This is a genomic window from Prosthecobacter sp., assembly GCF_020439865.1.
GTDB lineage: Bacteria > Verrucomicrobiota > Verrucomicrobiia > Verrucomicrobiales > Verrucomicrobiaceae > Prosthecobacter.
Genome location: NZ_JAGRPF010000149.1, coordinates 64,126 through 81,107 on the forward strand (window position 1 = coordinate 64,126; position 16,982 = coordinate 81,107).

Sequence of the window (16,982 nt, forward strand, 5' to 3'; positions counted from 1 at the left end):
CTAACCCATCAACGCCACGGCGATGGGATCGACGAGCGGTTTGCCTGCACGGGTGAGCCGCACGAACTGCTCGTTGAACTCCAGCAAGCCTTGGTCGCGCAAGGTCTCCAGCATCTTGCGTGACTCGGACGTGATCAACTCCAGCGGCAGGCCGCGTGCAGTGCGCAGTTCCAGACCGAAGCGCTCCGTGCGGCGGTTTTCCGGTGTTAGTTCCTCGACATCCGTCGCCGTGTCGTCACCCGCCAGTGTCATCGCCATGTAGCGCGGCGTGTCCTTCACGTTGTGCCAGCGCTGGCCGCCCACCGTCGAAAATGCACCGGGACCGATGCCCAGATAATCCTCGCCCATCCAGTAGGCTTCATTGTGCACGCTGCGATGTCCCGGCTTCGCGTAATTCGAGATCTCGTAGTGCTCAAAACCATCCGCTTCGAGCAGGTCGATGCCCAGATTGAAAAAATCGGTGTCACGACCTTCGTCTTCCCGGAACTCGCCGGCTTTCAGCCTGCGAAAGAAGTCGGTGTCCTCCTCATAATTGAGGTTGTAGGCCGAGATGTGATCCGGCTTCAACGAGAGCGAGCGCTCCAAGGTGGCACGCCATGTCTCCAAGCTCTGGCCCGGAATCGAAAACATCAGGTCGAGGTTCAGACTTGGAAATTCAGCGGCCTTGAGTGCCTGCCACGTTTCTTCGGCCTCAGCGGGTGCATGATCACGCCCCAGTGTCTTGAGCGTCGCGTCGTCCCAGGCCTGCACGCCCAGGGAAACCCGCGTCACCCCCAAATCGCGCATCATCGCCGCTTTCGATGCCGTCACATTGCGCGGATTGGCCTCCATCGTGAATTCCACGACCTCCGACATGTCCACCCGATCCCGCATGCCGCGCAACAGGCGCTCCAGATGCGTCTCGCTCAGCATCGTCGGCGTCCCGCCGCCGAAGAAGATCGTCTGCGGCTTCAGCGGCTGCTTTTCCATCTCCTTGAGGAGCGCATCCACAAACGCCGTCATGTCCGTCCCGCCCGGCGTGTGCTTGTGAAAGCTGCAATACGGGCAGATGCGGTGGCAGAACGGGATGTGGACGTAGAGGTGGCGCACGGATCGGGCAGGAGTAATGGAGTGGTGGAGTGCTGGCTTCATGCTATATCGCTGCGCCCAATACTCCAACACTCCCATACTCCATTCTTCCTCGACGTGTCAGACGAATCCCACCACGAACGCGAACTCGGCGGCCAGTTGCTGGCGGCGGTGTCGCGTTCGTTCTACCTCACGCTCAAAGCGCTTCCCAAGGAGCTGCGTGAGCCCATTTCCCTCGCCTACCTGCTCGCACGCACGGCAGACACGATCGCCGACACCGCCAGTGTCAGCGCCGAAGTGCGTCTGGACTGCCTCGAACGCTACCGCGCTCTCGTCCGTGGCGATTCCGCCGTCGAATCGCTCGCCAGCACCCTGCGCGAGCAGTTTTGCCCCAAGCAGGAAGACGATGCTGAACGACGCCTCATGGAACAATTCGCCGATGGCATCGCCTGGCTGCGCACGATGCAGCCGACTCCACTCGCTGCGATCCAAAGCGTGCTGGAGCACATCATCGACGGCCAGATGCTCGACATCCGCCGCTTTCCCGCCGACGGCCAACTTCGTTCGCTCGCCAGTGCCGAAGAACTCGATCAATACACCTGGCTCGTCGCCGGCTGTGTCGGCGAATTCTGGACGCAGCTCTGTGCCAGCGAACTTCCGAGTTCACTCGATCCCGCCGTCTCCACCGCACAGATGCAAGAATGGGGCGCACGCATGGGCAAAGGCCTCCAGCTCATCAACATCCTGCGCGACATCGGCGAAGACACTCGCGACGGCCGCTGCTACCTGCCATGCAAGCCCGACGACATCCAAATCGAGTGGCGCAAGTGGCTGCAAGCCTGCACCGACCACCTCGAATGCGGCCTGCGTTACGTTCAGCACGTCACCCACGGCAAACTCCGCTACGCCACCGCCCTGCCCCTGCTCCTCGGCATCCAAACCGCCGCCAAAATGCGCGATGCCTCATGGGACAAAGTTCAGCAGGGCATCAAGATCTCACGCCTCGACGTCGCCAGCATTTTAGCTCAAGCCGCCATCGCCTGTCGAAGTTCAGAAGCGATGGAGAAGCTGTATCGGAAGCTGGCCGCTTAATCCCGCTTGAACCAGCCCTTCACCCGCGAGAAGAAACCTTTCTTCTCGTCGCCATCATATTGCGCGGCGGGATCGGGCGTCGTTTCGGGCACTTGAGTCGGCAGCTTTTGATCCCAGCCGCCGCCGATGGCCTTGATCAAACCCACCGCAGCAATAAGACGCTGACCAGAGACCTGCGCGGTGGCACGCTGGGTCGCGAGCGTCGTGCGGTTGGCGTCAATGACATTGAGATAAGGGCTCGTGCCGGCCTCGTAGCGGACCTTGGCAATCTGCGCAGCCCTCTCGGAACTGATGCGTGCGCGTGAGAGCGACTCTGACTGTGTTCCAAGGTTGCGGATCATCGCCAGGCTCGACTCCACATCCGCCAGCGCGGCGAGGAAGGCCTGACGATACGCCGCGAGCGCCTCGTCGTGGTCGGCCTTCGCCTTCGTCAGATTCCAGCGGTTTTTGTTTCCCGAAAACAACGGCACGTTGACGCTCGGACCGATGTTCCACATGAGCGATGTCGGGCGGAACAGAAAATCAATGTCACCGCTCTGAAATCCGCCGCGGCCAAGCAGCTTGATGCTCGGAAAGAAATAGGCCTTCGCCACGCCGATGCGCGCGGTCGCGGCGTGCAGCATGCGCTCAGCCTGCGAGATGTCGGGCCGACGTTCCAGCAGGTCGCTGGGCATGCCCGAAGGCACGCTCGGAGGTCTGGGGAGAGACGTCGTCGAGGGCGGGATGCGAAAGTTTGAAGCACTCGTTCCGATGAGCATGGCGATCACATTTTCCAACTGATCACGCTGCGACTGAAGCGATGAAATCTCCGCTTCAGCAGACGCCACCTCGGTTTCCGCCTGCGCCTGCTCCAATTCGCTGCCGGCACCGGCCTGCACGCGCGCCGTGGCGATGTTCAGCGCTTCATTGCGCAGCCCCACCGCCTCACGCACGAGGCGCATCTCGTTGTCGAGCGTGCGAAGTTTGAAGTAGTTCATCGCCACCTCGGCCTGAATGCCGAGGAGCACGTTGTGCATCGCGTCACCTGCTGCGGCGGCATCCAGTCGCGTGCCTTCGGCCTGACGGCGAAGCTTGCCCCAGAGATCGAGCTCCCAGCTAAACTCCACCGGGGCATTGTAGGCCGGACCGTTGTATCTCAGGCCATTCAGCGGAAACGGCGACGGCATGTTCTCGGAAGTCCGCTGGCGTTCCGCGTTGAGCGGCAGGCCGATGGTCGGGAAGAAATCACCGCGTGACATGCGCGCGGCAGCACGCGCCTGATCGAAACGCGCAATCGCGCCTTTGAGCTGCTGATTGTTCGCCGTGGCGGCGGCGACCAGCGTGTTGAGCCGCGAATCATTGAAGACCTTCCACCATTCGCCTTTCGGCAGATGTGCTGAAGGCGTGGCCGAACGCCACGTCACGCCTTTGAACTGCGGCGGCGTTGCCGTGGCAGGACGTTCGTAGTCGGGACCAATCTGCGCAAAGGCGCTGGTGGTGAAGAGGAATAGGACGAGGAGGCGCATGATGAAGAGTGACTTAATGTCCGGCGCTAAGTGCAGGCTGAAGAGGTTGGGATTCGGACTCGGCGGCTTTCTCTTTTTTCCGCCGGCCGAGTTTCATGACGAGAACATAAAACACCGGCGTGAAGAACAGGCCGAGGAAGGTCACGCCGATCATGCCGGCGAACACCGCCGTGCCCATGGCGCGACGCATTTCAGAACCGGCGCCGGTGGAGACAACCAGCGGATACACACCCGCAATGAAGGCGATGGACGTCATCAAAATCGGACGCAGACGCAGACGACAGGCGTCGATGGCCGCATCGAATGGACTGAGGCCGTGGTCAAAGCGTTCCTTGGCGAACTCGACGATGAGGATGGCGTTTTTGCATGCGAGGCCGATCAAGACGATGAAACCGATCTGCGTGAAGATGTTGTTGTCGCCCCCCGTGAGATGCACACCGGCAAGCGCGAAGAGCAGGCACAACGGCACGATCAAAATGATCGCCAGAGGCAGGCGCAGGCTCTCATACTGCGCGGCGAGCACCATGAACACGAGCAGGATACAAAGCGGGTAGATGTAAATGGCCGTGTTGCCCGCGATGATTTTTTGATAGGTGAGATCCGTCCACTCGAACTCAAAACCGGGCGGCAGCATCTCCTTCGCCATCTTCGAGATAAGATCCTCCCCCTGACCGGTGCTGAGCGGCGGCAGCGTGGTGCCGTTGAGATCGGCGGCGAGGTAGCCGTTGTAATGGGTGACGCGATCAGGGCCGTAGCTTTCCTTGACCTTCACCAGCGATCCCACGGGCACCATTTCTCCCGTCATGTTGCGCGTCTTCAGACGCGTGATGTCGCTCACATCATCGCGGAATTTTTCCTCCGCCTGCGCCACCACCTGATAGGTGCGGCCGAAGCGGTTGAAATCGTTCACGTAAAGGCTGCCCAGATTGATCTGCAGCGTCTCGTAGAGATTGGCGAGCGGCACGCCCTGCGCTTTCGCCTTCTCGCGATCCACGTCAGCTTCGAGCTGTGGCACGTTCACGGTGTAGCCGGAGTACACTGGCATGAACTTGCCACTGCCCATCGCCGCGCCTGCAAGTGCCTGCGTGGCCTTGTAGAGCTCGGTGTAGCCGATGTTGCCGCGATCTTCGATCATCATCTTGTAACCGCCCGTGGTGCCGATGCCGTTCACCGGCGGTGGCTGAAGCACGAGCACCATGGCATCCTGGATGGCCATGAACTGGCCGTTGAGCGAATTCGCGATGGCCTCGCCGGACAATTCCGGCGTGGTGCGCTTTTCGAAGTCGTCGAGACAGACGAACACGATGCCGCTGTTCGGACTGGCGGTGAAGCCATGGATGCTCAGCCCCGGGAAGGCGACCGCGTCCTTCACACCGGGATGCTTCATCACGATCTCCGACATGCGGCGCATGACATCATCCGTGCGATCGAGCGACGCGGCATCCGGCAATTGCGCAAAGCCGACGAGGTATTGCTTGTCCTGTCCCGGCACGAAGCCTTCGGGCACAATTTGGAAACCGCGATAGGTGGCCCACACGAGACCGCCGTAGATCATCAGGGCGATGATGCTGAAGCGGATCGTGCGCTTCACGATGCCGACATACGCGTTCGACGACCACTCAAAGAAGCGGTTGAACGGATGGAAGAACCAGCCCAGCAGCACATCCATGAGACGCGTGAGGATATCCTTCTTGTCGTGATGCCCTTTGAGCAGCAACGCGGAGAGTGCGGGCGAAAGCGTGAGCGAATTGATCGCCGAAATGACCGTGGAGATCGCGATGGTGACGGCGAACTGCTTGTAGAACTGGCCGCTCAGGCCGCTGATGAACGCCGTTGGAATGAAGACCGCGCACAGCACGAGAGCGGTGGCCACAATCGGCCCCGTCACCTCCTTCATGGCCTGTTTCGTCGCTTCAAGAGGCCTCAGGCCGTTGCGGATGTTACGTTCGACGTTCTCAACAACGACAATTGCATCATCCACCACGATCCCGATGGCCAGCACGAGGCCGAAAAGGCTCAGGTTGTTGATCGAAAATCCCAGCACGTTCATCACTGCGAACGTGCCGACGAGTGACACCGGCACCGCGGCGAGCGGGATGATCGACGCGCGCCACGTCTGCAGGAAGACCACCACCACGATCACCACGAGCAGAATCGCCTCGATCAGCGTGTGAATGACCGCATCAATGGACTTGTCCACGAAGACGGTCGGATCGTAGGCGATGGCGTAATCGACGCCTTCCGGCATCTTCGTCTTCAACTCCTTCATGCGAGCGCGGATGGCCTTGGAAACCTCCAGTGCGTTCGATCCCGGAAGCTGGAAGACGCCCATGCCGACGGCCTTCTTGTTGTTGATCAGGCTGCGCATCGCGTAATCACCCGAACCGAGTTCGGCATGCGCCACATCCTTCAAGCGCAGTTTCTCGCCATGCGGACCGGTTTTGACGATGATCTGATCGAACTCCTCTTCCGTGATGAGACGGCCTTTTGCGTTCACGGTGAGTTCAAACGCGGAATCCTCCGCTGGTTGCTGACCGATGGCACCCGCAGCAACCTGGATGTTCTGCTCGCGGATCGCATTCACGATGTCACTGGAGGTCAAACCGCGCGCGGCGGCTTTGTCGGGATCGATCCAGATGCGCATCGCGTAATCACCACCGCCGAAGATGTTCACCTGCCCCACGCCGGGAAGACGGGAGAGCTCGTCCTTCACATTCAAAGTCGCATAGTTGCGCAGGTAAATCTCATCATAGCGGTCGTTCGGTGACAGAATGTGAACCACGAGTGTGATGTCCGGTGAGGACTTCACGGTGGTGACGCCAAAGCGGCGAACTTCCTCCGGCAGCTTCGGCAGCACCTGTGCGACGCGGTTCTGCACCTGCACCTGCGCCAGATCGAGATCGGTGCCGACCTTGAAGGTCACCTTCATCGTCATCACGCCGTTCGCCGTGCTCTGCGAGTCCATGTAGAGCATGTTCTCGGTGCCGTTGATCGACTGCTCCAAAGGCGAGGCGACCGTTTCCGCGATGGTCTTCGGATTCGCACCCGGATAATTCGCCGTCACGACGACTGTGGGTGGCACCACTTCGGGATATTCGGAAATCGGCAGCTTGAAGAGCGAGAGCGCCCCGAGGATGAAGATCAGCGCTGACAAGACGCCCGCGAAGATGGGTCGGGTGATAAAAAAGGATGAGAAATTCATGAAGCGAGTTGGGGAATGAGGTTCGCCTCGCGATTACTTCGCAGCGGTGTTCTTCGCCGAATCATCCGAAGTCGGCGCCACCGGCATTCCGGGCTGCGGCAGGCGCGCCTGGCCGTTGATTATGATTTTGTCACCGGCCTTCACGCCGCTGCGGATGATGCGTTTGCCATCAATCACCGGCCCGAGCGCGACGGCTTTGTATACCGAAACCATCGGTTGTTTCGACTCATCGACGCCGAGCACATATTTGTTCGCCTGATCGGTGAGGATGCTCTCTTCATCGACGAGCAGCGCCTTGTACTTCCCGGTCATCGGAATGCGGATGCGCGCGAACAGGCCCGGCGTGAGCTTGCCGTCCGCATTGGGAAACTCGGCGCGCAGCACCATGCTCCCCGTGCTCTCATCGAGACGGTTGTCAAAGGACTCGAGGTGGCCCTTGTGAGGGAAGTCATCCTCGTTCGAGAGCTGCAGTTCCACCGGCATGTGCCCATTGCCGTTGGTGAAGGTCTTGTTGTCACGCTGCAGCGCCTGGAGCTTGAGCAGGCTGTTTTCGTCGATGTCCGCATACACATACACCGGATCGACGGTGACGATGCTGGTGAGCAATGTGGAGCCGGCTGTGACGTAGTTGCCCGTTGTCATCATCGCACGGCTGATGCGTCCCGAGATCGGCGCCTTGACCGTGCTGTGCTCAAACTCGATTTCCGCACTGTGCTCGGCTGCCTCGGCAGCTTCGAGAGCGGCCTTGGCCTGAAGATGCGCCGATGTTCGCGCCTCCGCCTGCTCTGGTGCGATCGCCTTTTTTTCCAGCAATTCACCCACGCGTTTGAACTCGCTTTCCATCGCATCCGCATTGGCTTTGGCGCGGCTCACTTCGGCGCGTGTGGCGCGGAGTTTCGTTTCAAACGGCCGCTGATCGATGGTGAAGAGGACGTCACCCTTTTTCACGAGCACTCCGGCGTCGAAATGCACCTCGGTGATGTAGCCGGACACACGGGGTTTCAATTCGACCGTTTCCACCGGCTCGACGCGCCCCGTGAACTCCTCCCATTCGACAAGTTCTCGCTGCTCGACCGGTGCGAGCGTCACCGGAGCCGGAGGCATCTGGCCGCCATGGCCACCACCGTCTGGGTGTTTGCCACAGGCGGCGAGGAGCAGAACGAATGGGAGGAGGGTTTGAGGTTTCACAGAGCGCGTTGGTTTTGGGGTGGAAAGTTGACCAGTTGGTTAATTTGAATGCAAAAGAAGAGCTACTCGCCGTCTTTGACGCCAAGAATCCGGCGGGCTCCAGCCTCCATGGCGTCGAGGTGACTGAGGTCGTTCCAGATGCGGGCGTGAAGGAGCAACCCTTCACCATAAGCAAACAGGATTCGTGCAAGGGCGGGCGCGTCAGGCGCTTCGATCACGCCCTGAAAATGGGCATCCCGAATGGCGCTCTCGTAGTAGCGAATGAACTGGGCGAGGATCTCCTGAAGCTTGTCCCGAAGCTGGTCATCCGTGGTGCTCACCTCCGCACCCAAGGAGTGCACGGGACACCCGAGCACCCGGCCGTGCTTGGCCTGCATCTCACCCTGCTCCTCGCGAAATTCACGAAAGCAGCGCCAGATGCGCTCCAGCGGCGGCACCACAGGCGAAAAGGTCTGGTCGAGCTTTTTGCGATGCTCCGTCCAGCCATGCTCGACACCCGCAATTGCCAGGGCCGTCTTCGATTCAAAGAAGTGGTAGAAGCTGCCTTTTTTGACCCCTGCCCGATCGCAAATCTGATCCACCGACGTGCCGCCGTAGCTGCCGGTCCAGAGGAGTTCCAGCACGGCTTCAATCAGGCGGTCTTTGGCGGTCGAGGTTCGTCCCATGCGGCTCTAAAGCGCTTACTAGACGATCGGTCAACAATTTTTCCTTCCAACCACGTCTCTGTCATTGCCTAGCACCCACGAACCCGCCAAAGTGTGCCATTCCTTCACTCCATGAACGACCAAGCCACCGTCCTCATCGTCGATGACGAAAAGCACACCCGCGATGGCCTGCGCCTTTCGCTGGAAGATGATTTCGACTGCTACGTCGCTTCGAACGCCGCCGAGGCGATGGAATACCTCAAGAACGACCACATCGACGTCATGCTCACCGACCTTCGCCTTGGCGAGGACGACGGCATGAAACTGCTCGACGCCGCCCTGGCCCTTCCCAAGGCACCGGTCTGCATCATGATGACCGCCTACGGCAGCGTGGACACCGCTGTCGAGGCCATGCGCCGTGGTGCCTACCACTTCGTCACCAAGCCGTTGAACCTCGACGAGGTGGAGTTGCTCATCAAACGCGCCCTTCGTAGCCGCAGCCTCGAGCATGAGAACGTCGTGCTCAAACAGCAGGTGGAGCGCAAGTTCTCCATCGAAGGCATCCTCGGTCAGTCCGAGGTGATGAAACCGATCCTCGACACGATCCAGCAGGTCGCGCCTTCGCGTGCCACCGTTTTGATCGAAGGCGAAAGCGGCACAGGCAAGGAACTCGTCGCCCGTGCGATTCACAACCTCAGCGGCCGCCCGAAGGCGAACATCGTTTCCGTCCATTGCGCCGCACTCTCGCCTCAGATCCTCGAAAGCGAACTCTTCGGACACGAGCGCGGTGCCTTCACCGGTGCCCAGGAACGCCGTATCGGCCGCTTCGAGCAGGCGAATGGCGGCACGCTCTTCCTCGACGAAATCGGCGAGATCGATGCCTCAACGCAGGTGAAGCTGCTCCGTGCGCTTGGCGAGCAGACCATCGAACGCGTTGGCAGCAGCAAGCCGATCTCAATCAACGTCCGCGTCATCGCCGCCACCAATCGCGACCTCGCGAAGATGGTCGAGGAAGGCAAATTCCGCGAGGATCTCTACTGGCGGTTGCGCGTTGTCACCATCCACCTGCCACCCTTGCGCGAACGCAAAAGCGACATCGCCGTCCTGACAGATCATTTCCTCAAGGAACTCGCCAAGGCCAACGGCAAGGCTTACAAGCCGCTGGGTGAAGATGCCATGCCTGCGCTCATGCGTTACGACTGGCCCGGCAACATTCGCGAACTCCGTGCCGCCGTCGAACACGGCATCGTCATGAGCAACAGCAGTCGTGTGATGCTCAAGCACCTGCCTTCGTATCTCCTGAACCCTGGCAGCCTCGGCATCAGTCTGCGCGCACCGAAGACTAGCAATGCCACACCGTCCGAAGCCGCCACTCCGTCGCCGAAGAGCGATCTCGACGTCAACGAAGCCGAGCATCAGCTCATTCTCACCGCCCTCCAGCGCAGCGGCAACAACCGCACCGTCGCCGCCGAACTGCTCGGCATGAGCCGCCGCACGCTGCAGCGCAAGCTCAAGGACATGAACATGGTGCGCACGCACCGCCGCCGCATGCAGCCGGAGACGCCGCCCGCTCAAACGCCCGCGTCGTAAACCGTGGGATCGTCAATCCCGGCGAGTTGAAAAGCTTCGATGCGTTCCACGCACGTGCCGCATTTGCCGCAGTGCAGTTCGCCACCTTTGTAGCACGACCACGTCTTGCCGTAATCGACGCCGAGTGATGCACCGAGCTTCGCGATGCCCGCTTTGTCGAGGTGAATGAAAGGACGCAGCAGTTCGATCTTCGCATACGTGCCCTCGCGCATCGCCGCAGCCATGCCCTGCATGAAAGGCTCGCGGCAATCCGGATAAATCGCGTGATCCCCCGCATGCGCGGCGATCACGAGTCCTTCTGCTTCACGACTTTCCGCAATGCCGCAGGCAATGGCGAGCATGATGCCATTGCGAAAGGGCACGACGGTCTTTTTCATGTTCTCGTCGGCGTAGTGGCCTTCCGGCACTTCGCCGCCGCTGTTGAGCAGATCGGACGCGAAGAGACGGTTCACAAAGTCGAGTTCGATCACGTCGTGATGCACACCGGTTTCGGCGCAATGCCAGGCGGCGAGAGGAATCTCACGGTGATTGTGCTTGGCGCCGTAGTCGAAACTCACCGCGCCAACCACGTCATGCTCCGCACGCGCCCAGTGGAACGCCGTCACGGAATCCATCCCGCCGGATAGCAGCACGAGCGTCTTCATTCGGGCAGGCGCAGCGTTTCGTCGATGTCTGGAAACCGTGCTTCACAGGTAAGCTGGATACCGCCGCGGGCGCCGAACTTGCCACGCACCACGACCTGCTTCGGCGCACAGGCTTTCACGATGTCATCAAGCACGCGGTTCACGATCGCCTCGTTGAAGGCGGCGTGATTGCGATACGAGGCGAGGTAAAACTTCAGCGACTTCGTCTCCACGCACTTCTCATCGGGGATGTAGTAGATTTCGAGATGCGCGCTGTCCGGCTGGCCGGTCACGGGGCAGATCGAGCTGAATTCCGGCGCGCTGAGATGGATGCGGTAGTTCCGCCCGGGCGTGCGATTGGGGAAGGTCTCCAGCACCGCCACATCCGGCGAGGCCGGCAGGCGGTTTTCGGAGCGTCCGAGCAAGGTGAGGTCGTTTTCCTGAGACATGTGCCCGCAGAATGCGGGAGAGAGGCGAGAATGCAAATGCGATGATTCCCTGCCCTGCACGTGGCCGGATTCCCGTCACAAGCACCACGCTGCGAAAGCCAAAATGATCGGCAGAAACGCCTCCGCCGAGCTGTTACCAATGGATGCCTGATTGATTGTGCCCTGCACGATAGTTTTCCAAATCTGGAAACGTTTCTAAATCCAGAATGATCAAAGAAGCCGCCATTCCCCTCACCGACGACACCCTTGCGCCCGGCACCGAGCGCACGCTGGCCATCCTCGAACTCCTCGGCCGCCACCGCGCAGGACTGAGCCTGACCGAGATCGCCCGCGAGCTCGATCTGCCCGTGAACTCCGTCTTCCGCATCACCGGCACGCTGCATAACCGCGGCTACCTTCAGCGCCGCGAGGACGACAAGCGCTTCGTGCTTACGAACAAGCTCTTCGACCTCTCCCGCCCGCAGGTGCGCGAGAAGAGCCTCGTCGTATGCGCTTTGGAGTCGCTCAAATGGCTGCGCGATCAATCCGGCGAAACAACCCAGCTTCTCGCCTGCGCGAATCACAAGATGACCGTGCTGGAGCAATGCATCTCCTCGCAGCCGATCAAAGTCAGCAGCACCGTCGGCCTGCAGGTGCCCATGTATTCCTGCGCCCCCGGCAAAGCGGTGCTCGCGCATCTGCCATCAGCGGAACTCGAGAAGTTTTTCGCCGCGGTGACGCTCAAGCAGTTCACACCGACCACGCTCGCCACGCGCAGCTCGCTTGAAGCCGATCTCGCCAAAACACGCAAACGCGGCTTCGCCGCCGACATCGCCGAGGGGCTCGAAGGCATTCACTGCGTCGCCGCCGCGATCCTCGACGAGTATCGCTACCCCGTCGCCGCGATCACCGTCATGTCTCCTTCGTTCCGCCTCAAGCGCGATCAATTTGAGAAAGCCGGCAAGCTTTGCATCGAAGCCGCTGAAACCATCACCCGGAGGCTGCTGGCATGAAGAGGCTCGTCTCTTTTTCTTTTTTCGTTTCTTTCGGCCAGCTCATCAGTGCGCCGACGCCGCAGCAGATCGAATTCTTCGAATCAAAAATCCGCCCGATCCTCGCGCAGGAGTGCTACGAGTGTCACAGCACCGCCAAAAAACAGAAAGGCGGCCTGCTGCTCGATTCGCGTCCCGGCTGGCAGTCCGGCGGCGAATCGGGCGATGTCATCAAGCCCGGCGATCCAGCCTCCTCGCTGCTGATTCAATCCATCAAGCACGAGCATGATGATCTCAAGATGCCCAAGGCAGGTGCGAAGCTCGACGACAAGGTCATCGCCGACTTCGAGCGCTGGATTCGCGATGGTGCCGTCGATCCGCGCGACATGCCGCCGTCGAAAGAAGAAATCGCCAAAGAGACCGACTGGAAATCCATTCTCGAGCGCCGCAAGGAATGGTGGTCCTTCCAGCCGATCTCGAAGCAGCCTGCGAACAAAACCCTCGACGAATACATCGATGCCGAACTCGCCAAACAAGGCATTTCCACTGCGCCGCCAGCCGATGCGCAGACTCTGCGACGCCGCCTGAGCTACGTGCTCACCGGACTTCCTCCATCAGACTCGTCCGACAAGTCCGAACCGTCGGACCAAATCAACGCTCTCATAAACTCTCCCGCCTTCGGCGAAAAGTGGTCCCGGCATTTCATGGACTGGGTGCGTTACGCCGAGAGCTACGGTTCCGAAGGCGATCCCGCGATCCCTTACGCCCACCAATACCGCGACTACCTCATCCGCGCCTTCAATGATGACGTTCCGTGGCCGCAGATGGTCAAAGAAGCCATCGCGGGCGATCTCCTGCCGCATCCGCGAATCAAGAACGGCCTCAATGAAAGCGCCATCGGCATCGCGCAGCTTCGCATGGTCCTTCACGGCTTCTCGCCCGTCGATGCTCTCGATGAAATGGTCACTTTCACCGACAACCAGATCGACACCATCACGAAAGCTTTCCAGTCGCTCACGGTGAGCTGTGCGCGCTGCCACAACCACAAGTTCGACGCCATCTCGCAGACCGACTTCTACGCCCTCTACGGCATCTTCACCAGCACGCACCCCGCTGTCATCGACGTGAACGCCCCCGGCACCGGTGATGCCATCCGAGCCGAATTGAAGACACTCAAAGCCGAGATCAAAAAGACACTCATCACCGAATGGCTGAAAACCACGCCCAAGTCCGACATCTCTGAAAAGCCGGACGTGTCTGACAACCACTTCGCCAATCTGGAATGGTTCACTCAGGGCATCGCCAAAACGAAAGCCGGTGAATTCGCCATCACCGATGCAGGCCTTCGCATCTATCCCGGCGGCTACTTCTCCGACCTCATCAGCTCCAAAGACCGCGCCGTCCTCTTCAGCCAGCGCTTCGAATGCCCGGAGGGCACACTGTGGTTCCGCGTCGCGGGAAACGGTGGCGTGAAGGCCAAGTATGTCGTCCAAAACTACCCGCGCACCGGCACTATTCACAAGGCCGTCGTGCTGAAAGATGCCAAGGATGAGGAATTCAAGTGGCGTCCGCTCGAACTCGATTTCTGGAAAGGCGACGAAGTCTTCCTACAACTCACCACCGCGGCCGACATGCCGGCCGAATACACGAACGACCGTTCATGGTTCGGCATCACCGACGTCCGCATCACCAAGGGCATGCCAGCACCCGAAGCGCCTGCAGCTTCGAAAGCATCGGCTTATCAACTGATCAGCGCCTGGCAAAACAACACACTCGGCAACTCGCAGGCCGAGGCGCTCAATGCATTGGTGCAGTCCAAGAAGCTGTCGCTGGAATCCGTCGCACCGCTCCTCGCACGTTACCGCGAACTCGAAAGCAAACTCCCCTTCCCCACCCGTGTGCCCGGCGTCATCGAAGCCGACGCAAAAGACGCCACGCTGTTCGTGCGTGGCGATCACAAGCAGCCCTCCGATCTCGTCCCGCGCCGGTTCCTTGATGCGCTCAATCCCGAGCCCTTCAACACGAAGGGCAGCGGCCGTTTGCAGCTCGCCGAACGCATGGCGGACATGAAGCACAATCCGCTGACCGCACGCGTCATCGTGAACCGTCTCTGGCATCACGTCTTCGACCGCGGCATCGTCGCCAGCGTCGATAACTTCGGCAAACTCGGCGAACTGCCGACGCATCCCGAACTCCTCGACTTCCTCGCCCAGCGCTTCATCGACAGTGGTGGATCGATCAAAGAGATGCTCAAGCTCATGGTCACCTCCAAGGCCTTCCAGCGCAGCGCCCACGCCTCTGATATCGCAGCGCAAAAAGACCCTGAAAACAAGCTCCTCAGTCATTGGAGCATCCGCCGGCTCGAAGCCGAGGCCATTCGCGATTCCATCGTCACCTTGTCCGGCAAACTCGATCACACACTCTATGGCGAATCCGTCGGCAGCGGCGATCCGCGCCGCAGCATCTATGTGAAAGTCATCCGCAATTCCCTCGATCCCTTCCTCACCACCTTTGACGCGCCCGTGCCCTTCGCCACCCGCGGCAAGCGCGACACCACCAACGTCCCCGCGCAGTCGCTCACCCTGCTCAACGACAACAAAGTCATCGATTGGTCACGCAATTGGGCCAACGCCGTCGTAAATGACGCCAAGAATCGGACCGATGACTTGCGCGTTCGCCAGATGTTCCGCCAAGCCTACTCCCGCGAAGCCACAGACGACGAAGTGAAGCAAAGCCTCGCCTATCTCGCCGTTTTACAAAAGGAGAGCGCCGATCAAGCCCGCGAACTCGCCGTGCAGGAGGAAAAGATCAGCGACTTGAACCGCCAGATCGCCGCCATCCTTGATCCCGCACGCACCAAGCTTCAAGCCGAACGCAAACTCCCGACCGCGCCGATCGACACGCCCGAAACCCTCGCGGAATGGACTTTCGACAAGGATTGCCGCGACAGCAAAGGCCGTCTCGATCTCGAACTTGTCGGTGCTGCTCACGTCGAAAACGGCGCGCTCATTGTCGATGGCAAATCGATGGCGAAGTCCGGTTCGTTGCCGAAACAACTCAAGGCCAAAACTCTCGAAGCTTGGGTCATGCTCGACAATCTCACCCAGCGCGGTGGTGGCGTGCTCACCGTGCAGGGCAAGGACGGCGTTCTCTTCGACTCCCTCGTCTTCGCCGAGAAAACTCCCGCGCACTGGGTCGCCGGCAGCAACTTCTTCGAACGCAGCGAACTCTTCGAAGGCCCTGCCGAAACCGAGGCCACCACGCGTCCCGTGCACGTCGCGGTCGTCTATCAGGCCGACGGCACCATCAGCGGCTATCGCGACGGCAAACCCTACGGCCGCACCTACCGCAAAGCTCCCGGCGCCGTCTTCGAACCCAACGTGAGCCAGGTTCTCTTCGGCTGCCGCCACGGCACGCCCGTGGGCAACAAAGGCCTCTCCGGCCGCATCTTCCGCGCCCGCCTCTACGATCGCGCCTTGACCGCTGAAGAGATCGCCAAAACCGCCCGCATCGAATCCAGCACCATCACCGAGGCCGACATCCTCGCCACACTCACCAGCGATCAGCGCACCCAGTTGAAGAAGCTCCAAGATCAGCGCGATCAACTGACCCAGGCGCTCGAATCAGCCCTCACCAAAACCAGCAGCGACACGCCGGAACTCCAAGCCTGGACCAGTCTCGCCCAATCGCTCATCAACCTGAAGGAGTTCATTTACCTGAAATGAAATTTGCTCTTTCCCAGCCTGCCCATTTCGGCCATCTTCGAAGCCATGCAGCGCAGCCAGCCTCGAATGCAGCGAGTGATGACCACGTTTGCTTCCCACGAACATCGGGAGGCGAGCGAGCGGTCCGAATGGCGTGCGATGACCCCTCTACAGCGCCTTCAGGCAGTGGAAACCATGCGGCAGCTCAACCACCCGAAGTATGATCCCGCTGCCGACAGACTTCAGCGACTTTATACGGTTGCTTAACCGCCACAGGGTCCGCTACGTGGTGGTCGGCGGTTATGCTGTAGCCTACCACGGCTACGCGCGTTACACGGGCGACATCGACTTCTTTGTCGAAAACTCCTCCAGCAACGCTCTGGCTCTTCAAAAGGTGTTCAAAGACTTTGGTTTCAAAAACCCGCCGCCCGAGGCATCCCTGTTTCAGGAGGAGAAACGCATCGTCCGCATTGGATTTCCTCCAATGCGCGTCGAAGTGACAAACCACATCGATGGTGTGACATTCCCCGAGTGTTACGAGAATCGCATCAATGCCCGAGTCGCTGGCGTTCGGGTGCCTTTCATCGATCTTGAACGTCTCCGCAAAAACAAGATCGCCGCAGGTCGGCCGAAGGATCTGGACGATCTCCGTCAACTCTTTGGCGCCCCTCCCGAGTAATGACCATGAACACCATCTCCCGCCGCCAAATCCTCTCTCGCGCCTCCACCGGCTTCGGCATGGCGGCCCTTGCCGGGCTGATGCAGGAAGAGTCGCAGGCCGTGCTCGTGCACCGCGCCAATCGATTCGCGCCGAAGGCGCGCAGCGTCATTTTTCTCTACATGAGCGGCGGTGTGTCGCATGTCGATTCCTTCGATCACAAGCCGATGCTCAAGAAGTTCGAGGGCAAGCCGATGCCGGGCGTGGTCAAGAAGACGCAGTTCAACA

The 16,982-nt window shown here is 60.2% G+C and carries 13 protein-coding genes; 6 read left to right on the forward strand and 7 right to left on the reverse strand.

The features are described 5' to 3' along the window. Positions 1-1,131: a radical SAM family heme chaperone HemW gene (hemW, locus tag KDL09_RS18625; protein ID WP_294388535.1), complete on the reverse strand. Its 1,131-nt coding sequence runs from the start codon at positions 1,129-1,131 to the stop codon at positions 1-3. Between the two features lie 54 nt (positions 1,132-1,185). Here hemW and KDL09_RS18630 point away from each other — a divergent pair, with 54 nt between their 5' ends. Continuing rightward, positions 1,186-2,160, forward strand: a complete 975-nt coding sequence (locus KDL09_RS18630) for a squalene/phytoene synthase family protein (RefSeq protein ID WP_294388538.1) — start codon at positions 1,186-1,188, stop codon at positions 2,158-2,160. On the opposite strand, the gene KDL09_RS18635 is transcribed toward KDL09_RS18630, so the two are convergent. The 4 genes from KDL09_RS18635 to KDL09_RS18650 all read right to left on the reverse strand — a co-directional run bounded on the left by KDL09_RS18635 (position 2,157) and on the right by KDL09_RS18650 (position 8,720). Next, entirely contained in the window at positions 2,157-3,665 is a 1,509-nt protein-coding gene (locus KDL09_RS18635; protein ID WP_294388540.1) for an efflux transporter outer membrane subunit, read from the reverse strand. The two genes, KDL09_RS18630 and KDL09_RS18635, sit on opposite strands and share 4 nt — an antisense overlap. Before the next feature lie 13 nt (positions 3,666-3,678). Further along, a complete protein-coding gene (locus tag KDL09_RS18640; RefSeq protein ID WP_294388542.1) occupies positions 3,679-6,867 on the reverse strand; it encodes a multidrug efflux RND transporter permease subunit in 3,189 nt (1,062 codons plus the stop codon). Between the two features lie 33 nt (positions 6,868-6,900). Next, a complete protein-coding gene (locus KDL09_RS18645; protein ID WP_294388545.1) occupies positions 6,901-8,055 on the reverse strand; it encodes an efflux RND transporter periplasmic adaptor subunit in 1,155 nt (384 codons plus the stop codon). Positions 8,056-8,117: 62 nt separating this feature from the next. Next, the gene (locus KDL09_RS18650; protein ID WP_294388549.1) at positions 8,118-8,720 is read right to left on the reverse strand and encodes a TetR/AcrR family transcriptional regulator; all 603 of its coding nucleotides are present in this window, start codon (positions 8,718-8,720) and stop codon (positions 8,118-8,120) included. Between the two features lie 111 nt (positions 8,721-8,831). Between KDL09_RS18650 and KDL09_RS18655 the strand changes: the two genes are divergently transcribed. Then, positions 8,832-10,289 (forward strand): sigma-54 dependent transcriptional regulator, encoded by a 1,458-nt coding sequence (locus tag KDL09_RS18655; RefSeq protein WP_294388552.1) that lies wholly within the window; start codon positions 8,832-8,834, stop codon positions 10,287-10,289. Here the strand turns inward: KDL09_RS18655 and queC are convergent. Next, a complete protein-coding gene (queC, locus tag KDL09_RS18660; protein WP_294388554.1) occupies positions 10,271-10,933 on the reverse strand; it encodes a 7-cyano-7-deazaguanine synthase QueC in 663 nt (220 codons plus the stop codon). The genes KDL09_RS18655 and queC overlap by 19 nt on opposite strands. Next, positions 10,930-11,361: a preQ(1) synthase gene (gene queF, locus KDL09_RS18665; protein WP_294388557.1), complete on the reverse strand. Its 432-nt coding sequence runs from the start codon at positions 11,359-11,361 to the stop codon at positions 10,930-10,932. The genes queC and queF overlap by 4 nt, the downstream gene beginning before the upstream one ends. Before the next feature lie 206 nt (positions 11,362-11,567). Here queF and KDL09_RS18670 point away from each other — a divergent pair, with 206 nt between their 5' ends. The 4 genes from KDL09_RS18670 to KDL09_RS18685 form a co-directional block, all read left to right on the forward strand. After that, positions 11,568-12,353: an IclR family transcriptional regulator gene (locus tag KDL09_RS18670; protein ID WP_294388560.1), complete on the forward strand. Its 786-nt coding sequence runs from the start codon at positions 11,568-11,570 to the stop codon at positions 12,351-12,353. Then, positions 12,350-16,057, forward strand: a complete 3,708-nt coding sequence (locus KDL09_RS18675; RefSeq protein ID WP_294388565.1) for a DUF1553 domain-containing protein — start codon at positions 12,350-12,352, stop codon at positions 16,055-16,057. The genes KDL09_RS18670 and KDL09_RS18675 overlap by 4 nt, the downstream gene beginning before the upstream one ends. 199 nt (positions 16,058-16,256) lie before the next feature. Then, positions 16,257-16,715 carry a nucleotidyltransferase gene (locus KDL09_RS18680; RefSeq protein WP_294388566.1) on the forward strand — a complete coding sequence of 153 codons (459 nt, stop codon included), beginning with the start codon at positions 16,257-16,259 and terminating at the stop codon, positions 16,713-16,715. A 5-nt stretch (positions 16,716-16,720) separates the two neighbouring features. Then, a partial coding sequence (locus KDL09_RS18685) for a DUF1501 domain-containing protein (protein WP_294388569.1) occupies positions 16,721-16,982 on the forward strand: 262 nt, incomplete at its 3' end.

Excerpts from the sequence above, each read along its gene's own strand:
- hemW (WP_294388535.1), bottom strand. The coding sequence starts at position 1,131 with ATGAAGCCAGCACTCCACCACTCCATTACTCCTGCCCGATCCGTGCGC.
- KDL09_RS18635 (WP_294388540.1), bottom strand. The coding sequence starts at position 3,665 with ATGCGCCTCCTCGTCCTATTCCTCTTCACCACCAGCGCCTTTGCGCAG.
- KDL09_RS18640 (WP_294388542.1), bottom strand. The coding sequence starts at position 6,867 with ATGAATTTCTCATCCTTTTTTATCACCCGACCCATCTTCGCGGGCGTC.
- KDL09_RS18650 (WP_294388549.1), bottom strand. The coding sequence starts at position 8,720 with ATGGGACGAACCTCGACCGCCAAAGACCGCCTGATTGAAGCCGTGCTG.
- KDL09_RS18655 (WP_294388552.1), top strand. The coding sequence starts at position 8,832 with ATGAACGACCAAGCCACCGTCCTCATCGTCGATGACGAAAAGCACACC.
- queC (WP_294388554.1), bottom strand. The coding sequence starts at position 10,933 with ATGAAGACGCTCGTGCTGCTATCCGGCGGGATGGATTCCGTGACGGCG.
- queF (WP_294388557.1), bottom strand. The coding sequence starts at position 11,361 with ATGTCTCAGGAAAACGACCTCACCTTGCTCGGACGCTCCGAAAACCGC.
- KDL09_RS18670 (WP_294388560.1), top strand. The coding sequence starts at position 11,568 with ATGATCAAAGAAGCCGCCATTCCCCTCACCGACGACACCCTTGCGCCC.
- KDL09_RS18675 (WP_294388565.1), top strand. The coding sequence starts at position 12,350 with ATGAAGAGGCTCGTCTCTTTTTCTTTTTTCGTTTCTTTCGGCCAGCTC.
- KDL09_RS18680 (WP_294388566.1), top strand. The coding sequence starts at position 16,257 with ATGATCCCGCTGCCGACAGACTTCAGCGACTTTATACGGTTGCTTAAC.